A 12,178-nucleotide genomic window follows, 5' to 3' on the forward strand; every position below is an offset into this window, starting at 1 on the left:
TGACGGTAAAGGGGGCATCAATATGTATCAACAATTGCAAAGTCTCTATCAACTAAACGGGCAAAGGGCTGGAACCTATCGTTCCTACGATATAGTGAAAACGCAAGAAGCAAGCTATCTTTTAGTTCCGATTTCTCATCTTGACGGTCAAGAAATTGAGGAAATGGCACAGCTAGCAGAGTATTTCATTCATAAAGGAGATCAGCAAGTAGCAGGTATCCTTAAGAATAAACGAGGTGAAGTAGTAAGTAAAGCAGAAGATACCTTGTTCGTATTACTGAAATGTCCTTATGAACTGAGTACAAATAGAAATTCATCACTTGGTGTGGAATTAGCCAAATTCCATCGACGCGGTAAAAGGATACCATTCGCACTAAATAGCCTTGTCAGAATTGGGCAATGGAAGACCTTATGGGAGAAACGGTTAGATCAACTCGAACAGTTTTGGGCCATGAAAGTAAAGAATCAGCCAAGTGATGAGTTCGATCGATTATTTGCAGAATCCTTCCCTTATTACGTAGGGTTAACAGAAAACGCAATTCAATACTTAGTTGACACAGAACTTGATGAGCAACCAACATCACTTGATGCAGGTACGGTGTGTCATCATCGTTTTTTCAATAATTGTTGGGACTTTACACAATTCATGAAACTTCCAACAGACTGGGTATATGACCACCCGAGCCGAGATCTAGTAGAATGGGCAAGATCCTGTTATTGGAATAAACAACGCTCAATGGATAAATTTCATCAGATGATGAATGAATATGAATCCATTAATCCCTTGTCTGCATTCTCATGGAGGTTGTTTTATGCTCGTTTGCTTTTCCCTGTCCATTATTTTGAATGTATAGAAGGGTACTATAAGACTGGCGATGAGGAAGTGAAGGCTGAGCGTCTACATGAACTGCAAGTCATGCTGAAGGAATCAGATGCCTATGAAAAGTATAGTCATGATATCCATTTTTATATCGGTTATCGCTCTAAGAGAAACAATGTACCAAAGTTACACTGGATTAGTTAATTTTTTAGTATGAGACAAATACAAAGGCTCTTTTCTAACAATTATTCCTTCGGTTTAATAGTATGAGAAGGGGAAATTTATTTGAAAATTAGTTTTAAAAGCAACAAAGTTTTAGAAAAGAGCCAATACAAAAGGCGATCTTCTATTTGAAGATCGCCCTGAATATATAACAAAATTAGAATACTTGCTCTACTTCAACAACACCAGGTACTTCTTCAAGAAGTGCACGTTCAATCCCAGCTTTAAGTGTAATCGTTGAGCTTGGGCAGCTTCCGCATGCACCTAATAGACGTAACTTTACAATTCCCTCTTCTACATCTACTAACTCAACATCCCCACCATCACGAAGTAAGAATGGACGAAGTTTATCTAGTACTTCCATTACTTGCTCTTTCATTTCCATTTATATCGACTCCTTTCCTTACTTCTATTATAATGACTTTGATATAAAAAATCTATTCTGTAGTATTGGAAACTAATTTGTAGGTAATTTCCATTAAAATTTTCACCCAAATAGAAGGGGAGTGTAGAAATTGTCATTACAACCTGTTGAAATATGTGTTTATGGTGCAGAGGTATTATGTCCGAGTTGCGTAAATCTACCGTCTTCAAAGGAAACATATGATTGGCTTGATGCAGCGATTAGTCGTAAATTTCCTAATCAACCTTTTACTATTACATATATTGATATTTATAATCCTGTGGAGGATGAAGAAAAAAAGGAGTTTGCAACACGCGTCATTGAGGAAGATATGTTCTATCCAGTGGTTGTGATAAATGATGAAATAGTGGGAGAAGGAAACCCACGTTTAAAAACAATATATAGTGAACTTGAAAAATACGGGTATCAATCAGAGTAAAGATTCTTTATGAGAGGCTGTTTTGGTATAAATTGTTGCTTCCGTAGTACAAAATCTCTGCTTTAAATCTAAAGAGTTGCTCTTTTCTAACCTCAAATAACAGTTTAATCGTATTAAATATCGCGAAATTGCTGAATGATAAGATTGAAAAGTAACAAATTTTTAGAAAAGAGCCTTATGAGAGAGGAATTGCACAGTAGTTCGAGAAAATTGCACAGTACGGGAAGCTAATTGCACAGAACTTGAGTGGAATCGCACAGAACTCGAGGATAATTGCACAGAACGCTATTTCCAGTTAAGTTGAGCCCAAGCTTCACAGTAGTCAAGCTCCAAAGCTCCTAGCCCCGCACATTGGCGGGGCTTAGAACTTAACCACATTATAGTTCCGCAGCGTACTTGTTTAGTTCCTTACTCATTTTTTCAATCTCATCAATGAAAGTAGAGATTTCTTGTGTAGATAGGGCTTGTTGTCGTCCTACTGCTACGACCTTTTCAACGGATTCAGCCATCTCTTTCATTGACGTTTGAAGATTAGTTAAAATCGTGCGAACTTTTTCAGTGGAAATGACGGTTTCATTTGAAAGCTTTCGGATTTCCTTTGCGACTACATCAAATCCTCGTCCCATATCCCCAGCACGGGCTGCTTCAATGGATGCATTCAAACCAAGTAGATTCGTTTGATCTGCAATTTTCTTTATCACTCTAATGACTTCGTCTGTTTTAGTCATTTCTTCTGTGGCATGCTTAGACTTCTCAGCAAGAGTATGGCTAATCTCCGTTAGCCCATTAGCCCCTTTTTCAACATTTGATACACTTCCATTGGCCTGTTCTAAGGAGTGTACAATTTGATCAGAGATACGACGGAGCTTACGCTCATTTTGCTCTTGAAGTTGAATGGCAATTGCTCCAATGACCTTGCCTTCATGAATAATAGGATTAGCTAGACCTGTAAAAGAAAAGCCAAAAAACTCTGGAGGAATTTCGTCCTTAATCACTTTTCTAAATTTAATACAATCAGCCAAAGGTTCACTTGGGTTAATCTTCGAACCAGCTCTAACCCCGAGATCAATTTTCCTACTTGGGTAGTAGGCAATCCACTTCTCTGTATCTGTTACGCCAATTGCGATATCCTGCAACATGCTTGATACTACTGAGAGAACTGTTATATAGGAGTTCAGTATAGATTCTGCAGATTTTGTTTCAACGACCGTATTCATGGTGCACTCCTCATTTCTTCTTTATTTCAAGCGTTATTATACCATTCCAGTTCGACTTTGGTCATGGATTCTTATCCATTTTTGTGTATAGAAAAAGCTGCCAAATTAATAGCAGCTTTTCTTTTTCTTATTCATCATCCATTATGATAACGGTACATCCATAAAATACCGGATTTAAGTAGTCTAGGTACTCTTCCCATTAGAGGGCGGTCAGCAAGTAGACCAAAGCCTTGCTTCTTTCCAAGTGATCCAAGTACGCCTTTTAATTTAATAGGTGGGAATTCTGAAGGTGGTTCTTCTTGGTTCCAACGTGCAAGAAGTACCTCAACAATTTGTTCAGCTTGACCCTCAGCAAGTTGCGCACTCGGTGCGTGAGGTAAGCTAGCACAATCACCTACAACATACACATGCTCATCATTCGGAAGATTATGTTGCTTTGTTAAAACCACTCGACCTTGAGCATCTTTTTCAACATCTAGATCACGGACAACTTTAATAGGTTGAATACCAGCCGTCCAAACGATTGCATCACAATGTACAGGCTCGTCATGGTTATAAACCGTATTTTCTTCAAGCTTTGTAATATTAGCTTTATTGATGACTTCTACTCCATGTGAGTGGAACCAGTTCTCTACATAATTACTTAAACGTTCAGGGAACATAGAAAGAATATGCTCACCGCGATCAAACAACTTTACTCTTAAATCTGGTCGGCTTTCACTTAATTCACTCGCTAATTCAACGCCACTTAATCCACCGCCGATAATCCCAACGACTGCATTGGCACCTAAATTATTTAGTGCCTGATAGGCATTTCTAGATCGATCGATTGTCTGAATGCTATAAGAAAATTCTTGTGCTCCTGGTACATTATGATATTTATCTTCACAGCCAAGACCAATGACTAGATCATCATAAGTGACCATTTCTTGTTCATGAAGATGGATTTGTTTATTCTCGACATCAATTTTAACGACTTCACCGTATTTAAGGGAGAGTCTTGGGTGTTCGGGGAATGTTACACGAATATGTTGATCGGAAATCGTTCCTGCGGCTAAGGCATAATATTCGGTCTTTAAGCAGTGATAAGGGTTGCGGTCAATTAACGTAATTTGTACATCTTCTGGCAGTTGGTTGGGTAATAGGCGGAGTAATACTCTCATATTCCCGTATCCGCCTCCAAGTAAGACTAGATGTTTCATATTAATTCTCCTTTTATGGAAAGTTCATCTTTAGTTAGAATCAACAATGTATAAGAAAAAGCTATAATAAGAAAATATATACGCGATAAATACCATAGAAAAGTATAACGAAAATAAGCATTAATCACAATATATTTATTACAATATATTTCTTAGGAGCTCTTATTGAACTTTTTGGCTCCAAGGACCATTTCTACTAAGTTTAACCTATGAGCAGAGGTTTTAAAATAATTGACGAAACGGTAAAAAAAAGGTAGCCTTGAGACGTAGAGGTGAATATGGTTGAAGCCAATTATTGAATTTTGTATTAGTAACTTAGCCAGTGGAGCGCAAAAGGCCAGAGAGATTTTAGAGAAGGATCCAAACTTTGATATTGTGGAATACGGTTGCTTGTCTTACTGCGGTAAGTGTGATAACTCCCTATATGCTCTAGTAGAAGGGGAAGTTGTAACTGGTGAAACACCTGAACAGCTGGTAGAAAACATATATCAATTCATGGATGAAAATATGATATTTTAAAACGATAGATGCAGAAAAAGAGGGCGCTTGAATGCAGCCCTCTTATTTTATGCCTTGCTTTTGACGTTCTCTAATTTCTTGCCATGCTTCTTTCGCCATCTCAACCATTCTTTTTTCAAGTGTGCTAGTTTGTTGCTGGATGACTTTTGATAAGTAAACGGCAGCCTGCTTTTCCTCTCCCAACCTTCGATATAAGTCTCCAATTAAATAGAGAAGCTTTATTTCAGACATATCTGTAGATTGAAAGTCTTCATTAATATAGGACTGAGTATAGGCATTTACGGCTAGGTTCATAAAACGCATTTCCTGTTCATGGTCTTTCTCTTTTCGAAGAATCCAGGCCAATCTCATGTACACTCCTGCTAAGACAATTGCTTTTTCTTTTTTTAGTGTAGCACTGTAGCTGGCAAGCTTATATGCCTCAATCGCTTCTTTCACCGTTCTTTTATTTCCATAGTCCTTATAAGTCCAGTTAGCACTTATGGAGGTCTTAATCGTATGTAATGTTTGAGGTGGGAATTTGGATGAGAACTCATCCGATGTTGAGAATCCACACTCAGGACAGACGCTCACATAATATAATAATGGACTGTTCTCTTCATCCGCATAATAGGAACAGAAATCTGAATCTGAGCGAAGTGCTCGTACAAAACGAGAGCGTACTTTTTTTGTTGTATACGTGTTGGTGCATGCAGCACATGTAACCGTCTTGTCAAACAAAATATCCATGCTACTCATTTTGAATCCCTCATTTCTAGAACAATATACCTATATTAAATGTACTAAAAATTTCATATTTACTCAATCCTTTTTCCTATATTAGTTGATTGTTGTCTTACAAATAAAATGTATTTATACTTAACTATACATATTGAAAGTAGAGTAGGTGTATATTTATGGAAAAAATTCCTTTTACCAAAATGCATGCGTTAGGTAATAACTATATATATGTAAATCTTTTTAAGACGACTATTAAAGAAGAAAGTTTAGCTGATTTAGCAGTTAAGGTGTCCTCCGTTTATACAGGTATAGGTTCAGATGGTTTAATCCTAATCTGTCCTTCTAATAATGCCCCAGTCAAGATGCGTATCTTTAATAATGATGGATCTGAAGGTAAAAATTGTGGAAACGGCTTACGTTGTGTCGCAAAATATGCATATGAAAATGGAATAGTTGGAGCACAACAATTCAAAATTGAAACTTTGTCGGGATTAGTAGAGGCTACCGTACAGGAGAAAGAAGGAATAGTTGAATCTGTCACCATTAATATGGGAAAACCAAGGCTATCCCGTGAAGAGATTCCTATGGTTGGCTCCGCAGCCAAGCAAATTATTAATGAACCATTCCAAGTGAGCGATCATACCTACCATATTACTGCTGTATCAATGGGGAACCCTCATGCCATTATGTATGTAGACGATATTAACCAAGCACCAGTTTTAACGCTTGGTCCTATTATTGAAAAAGATGAACGCTTTCCTGAGAGTGTAAACGTTGAGTTTGTTGAAGTAGTAAATGAAAAAGAGATTCATTTTAGAGTGTGGGAAAGAGGTTCAGGTGTAACGCAAGCCTGTGGAACAGGAGCTTGTGCTGCGGTAGTTGCATCGGTGTTAAATGGAAAAACGGAAAGAGGAACAGAAACGACTGTCCATTTAGCAGGTGGAGATCTACAAATTACATGGACAGAGAGCGGAGAAGTCTTTATGACAGGACCTGCTGAGGTAATCTGTGAGGGTGTATATTTTTACGAGTAAGCTACTTATTTGAGACAAAATTAGATTGTCTGTATACTATATAGTAACTAGTTAGAAGAGGGAGGTTCTTTTAATGATCACCATTACTGAAGCAGCTGGCTTTCAAATTAAAGATATGATGAAAGAAGAAGGAAAAGAAATGTTCTTGCGTGTCGGTGTCAAAGGGGGAGGATGCAGCGGTCTCTCTTACGGAATTGGCTTTGAAGAAGAAAAGCAAGATGATGATACAGAACTTGAGCAACATGGCATTAAAGTCTTAATTGATAAAGAAAGTGCTCCCATCCTAAATGGAGTAATAATTGATTTCAAGCAATCCATGATGGGTGGCGGATTTACCATCGATAACCCTAATGCAATTGCAGGATGTGGCTGTGGATCATCGTTTAGAACGGCAACGAATGCTGGATCGCCAGAAGATTGCTAATACAATTGAGAACGACCTTAAAACAGGGTCGTTTTTTCTATCCTCTTTTAGTTTGTTATTGTCATTGAAGAACTAACAAAAGCCCTAGGGTTTGGGAACGATTTACCTATAAACAAAAACAGTATTTTTTCATGAAGATGAAGGTCAGTCACAAAATCGAGAGTACTCTGAACTTGATAAGAAAGTAATTGAACTACTCTATCCAGATGATATTTTAATTGGTTGGATAAAACAGAAGTATTAGATGAACGGATAGTTAACTGACTATACGGGGAAATAAAGTCCTCAAGTAATGCTGTCTCTAATTACCAAACTACCTCCTTAAATTTTGAGCAGAATAAAAATAGTCGATAATAGGAGGAGGGAGACCATGGCTAAAAAGGACAATAGTACACAACCACCTGATACAGGAAAGCTAACGAACTTCCACTATGCATCAAAAGAGGATCAACGTACAGAGCGTATTGAACAAGAAGCTAAAAAGCGTTAAGTATAGGCTCTTTTCTAAAACCGTGCTGCTTTTCAATCTTATAATTCAGTAATTTCGCCATATTTAATACGATTAAACTGACTTTAAAGGTTAGAAAAGAGCAACTCTCTAGATGTAAAGCAGAGACTTTATACTAACAAGTAAAAATCCGGCTTTTGGGATTTTTACGAAAGCAACAATCTATACGAAAACAACCTAAGTATAATAGGAAGAAGAGGTTGGGACATAAGTATTCCAGTTAATTAAAAACCCAAACTATTTAGTGGATTTTTCACATTATAGTTAGGGTCTTTTTTTTGTTAATGCAAACTATATTTAATAAATTAGTGAAATGAAGCGGAAGACACTCGACTCCTCGAAAATGCATCCGCATTTCCTTCGTGCGTGGGCCCATTCAGAGAAGAAAATTCAAAGTCCTGCGGGAAAAAGAGAAAGGGTCGAGACCCCGCAGGCGAAGCCGATGTCTAGCTTCAGTGCCCAACTCCGAAGAGTCAAATAACCCTACATTAAGCAAAGGGAAAGACCACCCTTTTCTTAATGCAGGAACATTTGCTTGTCGGAGTTAACCAGGGCACTTCCGCTTTTCAATGAGGAGGCTCGACTTTCTCCCCGCGGAAAGCGAGGGTCTGCAGCGCAATGGAACGCATTTGTTTTTCAAGGTAAGCAGATTAATAAGTAACAAAAGTATCCAAAAACAAATATATATGAACAATTAAATATTCGTGTTTGAGGCAGTCACAATTAGTTATGTCCCAACCTCTTTAAATTTGTAGAAAGGGTATATTTCTTCTTCAAATATACGAAAACAACCTTATAAATAATAATTTTCTGCATAATCTAAAAAAGTAGGTATGTAAAATCACCATCTTTACTGAATGTGAGCGGTATTAAGGGTTGAAAATTAAGTAGAAAAAGAATAATATGAGGGTAGATATTATAACAATATTTTATGACATTTTTCGCACAATTTTCTTATTTTTTGCAATACTTCGTGAAAAGTATCACAAAGAAACAAAACTATAACTTACTAAATGGATGTGATCAGTTTGAAAAAGCCAAAGGTAGTAATATTAGGCGCAGGCTATGGAGGAATAATGACAGCTGTTAACCTACAAAAAAAATTAGGGGTTAACGAAGCTGAGGTTACGTTAGTTAACAATAATGACTATCATTACCAAACAACATGGTTACATGAGAATGCGGCAGGTACTCTTCACCACGACCGTTCCCGTATTCAAATTGTAGATATTATTGACCGCAATAAAATCAACTTCGTTCAAGATACAGTTGTTACAATTGCACCTGAAGAACAAAAAGTTACTCTTAAAAATGGAGAACTTACATATGACTACTTAGTAGTTGGGCTTGGGTATGAGTCAGAGACATTCGGCATTAAAGGTCTTAAAGAGCATGCCTTTTCAATTGCAAATATTAACGCTGCTCGCCAAATTAAAGAGCATATTGAATATCAATTTGCTAAGTACTCAAACAGTAAAGAAAAGAAGGATGAGCTTCTAACGATTGTTGTTGGTGGAGCAGGATTTACAGGAATTGAGCTTGTTGGTGAGTTAGCAAACCGAATTCCAGAGCTTTGCCAAGAATTTGATGTTGACCGTGAAAAAGTAAGAGTACTTTGTGTAGAAGCAGCGCCAATGATTTTACCAGGATTCGATGAAGAACTTGTTGCTTATGCAAGAAACTACCTTGAAAGAAAAGGGATTGAATTCCATATTGGAACGGCAATCAAGGAATGTACACCAGAAGGTATTATCGTAGCAAAAGATGATCAAGTAGAAGAGATTAAAGCGGCTACTGTTATCTGGGCAGCGGGTGTACGTGGAAATGCAATCGTTGAAGAATCAGGATTCGAAGCGATGCGTGGACGTGTAAAGGTTGATCCTTATTTACGTGCTCCTGGTCATGACAACGTGTTTATCGTGGGCGACTCATCTTTAATTATTAACGAAGAAATTAACAGACCATACCCTCCTACAGCGCAAATTGCGATGCAGCAAGGGGTAACATGTGCACATAACTTAACAGTTTTAATTCGTGATCAAGGAAATCTTGAAGAATTCACGCCAGACCTAAAGGGAACAGTATGTTCACTAGGTCATGACGACGCGATCGGAACTGTATTTGGCAAAAAGTTAGTAGGTTGGAAAGCTGCCGCAATGAAGAAGGTTATTGATAACCGTGCTCTATTCTTAATTGGTGGACCAATGCTAGTGCTTAAAAAAGGTAAGTTTAACTTCATTTGATCAAAGAGTAAAAGGCGAGGATGTTGAATCCTTGTCTTTTTTTGTGGAAAAAATTCCAGCTATCTAGGAAAAAGGTGAAATGTTGATAAAGTAGATGATTTCGTTGATATAATACAATTATCGTCGATAAATTTAACATTTTCGTTGATAACAACATAGGGGTGTTAGATAAATTCCGTGAAACGCTGATAATTAAGAACTTGCTGCAAATTCAATTACTTTTATGGTGAAGATCTTACATAACTATATAAAAAAAAAGCATTTATTTCGATTGAGGTGAGAGGTATGACAAGTAAAAAGCGGGGAAATGTTTGGCTGGCGGTGGCTGGGTTAGTTGTGAATGAGACGGGAGATTGGCTCGTTGTTAAGAAGAAATATGGTGGACTAAAAGGGAAATGGTCAATTCCGGCTGGTTTCGTGCAGGAAAACGAGACAATTGATGAGGCTGTCATTAGAGAAGTAAAAGAAGAAACAGGTATCATGTGTAAAGTACAAGGGGTTCTAGGGATACGATCAGGTGTCATAAAGAATGAAATTAGTGATAATATGATTATTTTCTCTTTAAAGATGGTGGGGGAGCAAGAAATTATTACACAGGAAGAAGAGCTGTATGAGGCAGTTTTTAAGAGTCCAGAGCAGTTAAAGGTGGATGATCAAACATCTGTTCTCTTGCGATATTATATGGAGATGCAAGAGAACCAACTGACATCCATGAATGAGACCATTAATCCAGGAGATCAGTTCGGCTATACTTCCTATAAGCTATTTTACTAAGTCATAGATAGAAAATAAAAAGCTGTGAAATTAAATGAAAAACAACATAAAAAGAAGATTAAAGTAGATGTAATCGCTTTCTTCTACTAAATTTCAGAAAAATCAAATTTTATAACCTCTCGTAGTAATGGTATATTATCAGAAAATTACAATTACTATTTCGGGGGCGAGATGTATGGAGAACACAACTTATGAAAAACAAAAACAAGAATGTCCATATTGTTCTGGTAAGGGCTATTTTCAGCTAGTTTTAGGTGGATCTGAAACATGCTCTTGTTGTTCAGGTACAGGAAAAAATCAGCAGTAAATCCGACAATACCGTGAACATTGCGTGATCTGGTTGACCAACTTTTCACAATTCAGTACACTTATCAATATTAGTCTGTCTATTGGTGTGCTGGAGGTGAAGGACAATGAATATGAGTATACCTATATTACTGGTATCAGTATTACTATTTTTTGTTTTGTTTTTTGGTATTGGTTTCTTACTAAATATGCTTTTAAGACAAACTTGGATTATGGCAATTATTTACCCCATTATATTTGTTCTCATTGTTGATAATGTCCGTTTCATAGAATACATCACGAATCCTAAAAGTTCATTTACATTGTTAGGAAATAAAATGATTTCACTATCTGCTTTTGATATTATTATATTACTATTTGGTTTCTTTGGTGCCATCTGTTCGGGATTTGTTATTAAAACATTACGATCAAAAGGGTATCAAATGTTTTAAAAATTGATTAAAAGCTCCACGTTGTGTATACAACGTGGAGCTTTTTTGCATCTTAATAGAGATGTCATTTGATTTATTTACCACATTTTTCTAATAACTGAAAATTCCCTTATATTTACGATTCTATGAATAATAACAGGAACTATTGGAAATGAATAGATTCGTGAGAGGAGAGGAATATATAAATATGAATAAGTACACAACTTTAATTAAAAGGACTTTAATGACACTCTTATTTTTATTAGCGCTTTTTGCGACGTATACTTCAATATCCGGTGTGCAGGCCGCAGAGGTAACAGAAGAATGGGATATATACGATCATCCGTTTTATTCGGCCTTCTACGGGGCTCATCACGGGAATGTGAAGGATACGAAAGAGCGAGAAACAAATTTAGGATTTAAAACATTAAAAAAGGCTGAAGCAGTCACTACATCTATTTCGTCTAGTCATGCTGTATCGAATTCACTCACCTTAGAAGATGCGATTGATTGGTCACAGTATCCATCAACCGTTGTAACAGCAACTGGTTATACTGCAGGAGTAGAATCTACAGGTAAGTCTCCCAATCATCCTCAATATGGGATTACCTATTCAGGTGTGAAGGTCAAACGTGATTTATATTCGACGGTTGCAGCAGACCTAAACGTATTTCCGATTGGGACCATTCTATTTATTCCAGGTTACGGCTATGGTGTCGTAGCGGACAAGGGTGGAGCAATTAAAGGAAATAAGGTCGATTTATACTATGAAACAGTTGATGATGTTTATAAGCATTGGGGTAAAAAGAAGGTTGAAGTTTATATTGTGAGAAAAGGTAACGGAAAACTCACGGAGCAGGATTTATCTCTGTTAAATGAAGATGAAACGATGCAAGTGTTCCGTCAACAATACTTAAAAGATACGAAGAGTTAGAAA

General features: G+C 37.0%; 14 protein-coding genes. 10 read left to right on the forward strand and 4 right to left on the reverse strand.

All coding sequences use genetic code 11. The annotated features are described in order from the left end of the window. Positions 1-22 precede the first annotated feature (22 nt). A complete protein-coding gene (yutH, locus tag LT143_RS18595; RefSeq protein WP_246945704.1) occupies positions 23-1,024 on the forward strand; it encodes a spore coat putative kinase YutH in 1,002 nt (333 codons plus the stop codon). Positions 1,025-1,199: 175 nt separating this feature from the next. Here yutH and LT143_RS18600 read toward each other — a convergent pair whose 3' ends face one another. Then, complete coding sequence (locus LT143_RS18600; RefSeq protein ID WP_246945706.1) at positions 1,200-1,427, reverse strand: NifU family protein; 228 nt, start codon at positions 1,425-1,427, stop codon at positions 1,200-1,202. Positions 1,428-1,557: 130 nt separating this feature from the next. Here LT143_RS18600 and LT143_RS18605 point away from each other — a divergent pair, with 130 nt between their 5' ends. Beyond that, a complete protein-coding gene (locus LT143_RS18605) occupies positions 1,558-1,884 on the forward strand; it encodes a YuzD family protein (RefSeq protein ID WP_246945707.1) in 327 nt (108 codons plus the stop codon). A gap of 377 nt (positions 1,885-2,261) precedes the next feature. Here LT143_RS18605 and LT143_RS18610 read toward each other — a convergent pair whose 3' ends face one another. Both LT143_RS18610 and LT143_RS18615 read right to left on the reverse strand, forming a co-directional pair. Beyond that, positions 2,262-3,101 (reverse strand): methyl-accepting chemotaxis protein, encoded by an 840-nt coding sequence (locus LT143_RS18610; RefSeq protein WP_272495866.1) that lies wholly within the window; start codon positions 3,099-3,101, stop codon positions 2,262-2,264. Between the two features lie 134 nt (positions 3,102-3,235). Next, positions 3,236-4,303, reverse strand: coding sequence for an NAD(P)/FAD-dependent oxidoreductase (locus LT143_RS18615; RefSeq protein ID WP_246945709.1), 1,068 nt, complete (start codon positions 4,301-4,303; stop codon positions 3,236-3,238). A 282-nt stretch (positions 4,304-4,585) separates the two neighbouring features. Here LT143_RS18615 and LT143_RS18620 point away from each other — a divergent pair, with 282 nt between their 5' ends. Next, on the forward strand, positions 4,586-4,822 hold the full coding sequence (locus LT143_RS18620) for a YuzB family protein (protein ID WP_246945711.1): 237 nt from the start codon (positions 4,586-4,588) through the stop codon (positions 4,820-4,822). A 42-nt stretch (positions 4,823-4,864) separates the two neighbouring features. On the opposite strand, the gene LT143_RS18625 is transcribed toward LT143_RS18620, so the two are convergent. Beyond that, positions 4,865-5,560, reverse strand: coding sequence for a DUF2225 domain-containing protein (locus LT143_RS18625; RefSeq protein ID WP_246945713.1), 696 nt, complete (start codon positions 5,558-5,560; stop codon positions 4,865-4,867). A gap of 158 nt (positions 5,561-5,718) precedes the next feature. Here LT143_RS18625 and dapF point away from each other — a divergent pair, with 158 nt between their 5' ends. The 7 genes from dapF (at position 5,719) to LT143_RS18660 (ending at position 12,175) form a co-directional block, all read left to right on the forward strand. Further along, positions 5,719-6,576: a diaminopimelate epimerase gene (gene dapF / locus LT143_RS18630; protein ID WP_246945715.1), complete on the forward strand. Its 858-nt coding sequence runs from the start codon at positions 5,719-5,721 to the stop codon at positions 6,574-6,576. 73 nt (positions 6,577-6,649) lie between these two features. Continuing rightward, positions 6,650-7,000 (forward strand): HesB/IscA family protein, encoded by a 351-nt coding sequence (locus LT143_RS18635; protein ID WP_246945719.1) that lies wholly within the window; start codon positions 6,650-6,652, stop codon positions 6,998-7,000. Positions 7,001-8,521: 1,521 nt separating this feature from the next. Continuing rightward, entirely contained in the window at positions 8,522-9,751 is a 1,230-nt protein-coding gene (locus LT143_RS18640; RefSeq protein ID WP_246945722.1) for an NAD(P)/FAD-dependent oxidoreductase, read from the forward strand. 285 nt (positions 9,752-10,036) lie between these two features. Beyond that, positions 10,037-10,525 carry an NUDIX domain-containing protein gene (locus LT143_RS18645; protein WP_246945724.1) on the forward strand — a complete coding sequence of 163 codons (489 nt, stop codon included), beginning with the start codon at positions 10,037-10,039 and terminating at the stop codon, positions 10,523-10,525. Positions 10,526-10,700: 175 nt separating this feature from the next. Beyond that, positions 10,701-10,832: a YuiA family protein gene (locus LT143_RS18650; protein WP_246945726.1), complete on the forward strand. Its 132-nt coding sequence runs from the start codon at positions 10,701-10,703 to the stop codon at positions 10,830-10,832. A 106-nt stretch (positions 10,833-10,938) separates the two neighbouring features. Continuing rightward, complete coding sequence (locus LT143_RS18655; protein WP_246945727.1) at positions 10,939-11,262, forward strand: YuiB family protein; 324 nt, start codon at positions 10,939-10,941, stop codon at positions 11,260-11,262. A 187-nt stretch (positions 11,263-11,449) separates the two neighbouring features. Next, entirely contained in the window at positions 11,450-12,175 is a 726-nt protein-coding gene (locus tag LT143_RS18660) for a 3D domain-containing protein (RefSeq protein ID WP_246945729.1), read from the forward strand. Positions 12,176-12,178 lie beyond the last annotated feature (3 nt).

The organism is Bacillus pinisoli, from assembly GCF_023036475.1.
In the GTDB taxonomy this organism is placed as follows: Bacteria; Bacillota; Bacilli; order Bacillales; family SA4; genus Bacillus_BS; species Bacillus_BS pinisoli.

Bases quoted from the DNA above. Each gene is read 5' to 3' on its own strand.
- yutH (WP_246945704.1), top strand. From the start codon at position 23: ATGTATCAACAATTGCAAAGTCTCTATCAACTAAACGGGCAAAGGGCT.
- LT143_RS18600 (WP_246945706.1), bottom strand. From the start codon at position 1,427: ATGGAAATGAAAGAGCAAGTAATGGAAGTACTAGATAAACTTCGTCCA.
- LT143_RS18610 (WP_272495866.1), bottom strand. From the start codon at position 3,101: ATGAATACGGTCGTTGAAACAAAATCTGCAGAATCTATACTGAACTCC.
- LT143_RS18615 (WP_246945709.1), bottom strand. From the start codon at position 4,303: ATGAAACATCTAGTCTTACTTGGAGGCGGATACGGGAATATGAGAGTA.
- LT143_RS18625 (WP_246945713.1), bottom strand. From the start codon at position 5,560: ATGAGTAGCATGGATATTTTGTTTGACAAGACGGTTACATGTGCTGCA.
- dapF (WP_246945715.1), top strand. From the start codon at position 5,719: ATGGAAAAAATTCCTTTTACCAAAATGCATGCGTTAGGTAATAACTAT.
- LT143_RS18635 (WP_246945719.1), top strand. From the start codon at position 6,650: ATGATCACCATTACTGAAGCAGCTGGCTTTCAAATTAAAGATATGATG.
- LT143_RS18640 (WP_246945722.1), top strand. From the start codon at position 8,522: ATGGATGTGATCAGTTTGAAAAAGCCAAAGGTAGTAATATTAGGCGCA.
- LT143_RS18645 (WP_246945724.1), top strand. From the start codon at position 10,037: ATGACAAGTAAAAAGCGGGGAAATGTTTGGCTGGCGGTGGCTGGGTTA.
- LT143_RS18650 (WP_246945726.1), top strand. From the start codon at position 10,701: ATGGAGAACACAACTTATGAAAAACAAAAACAAGAATGTCCATATTGT.
- LT143_RS18655 (WP_246945727.1), top strand. From the start codon at position 10,939: ATGAATATGAGTATACCTATATTACTGGTATCAGTATTACTATTTTTT.
- LT143_RS18660 (WP_246945729.1), top strand. From the start codon at position 11,450: ATGAATAAGTACACAACTTTAATTAAAAGGACTTTAATGACACTCTTA.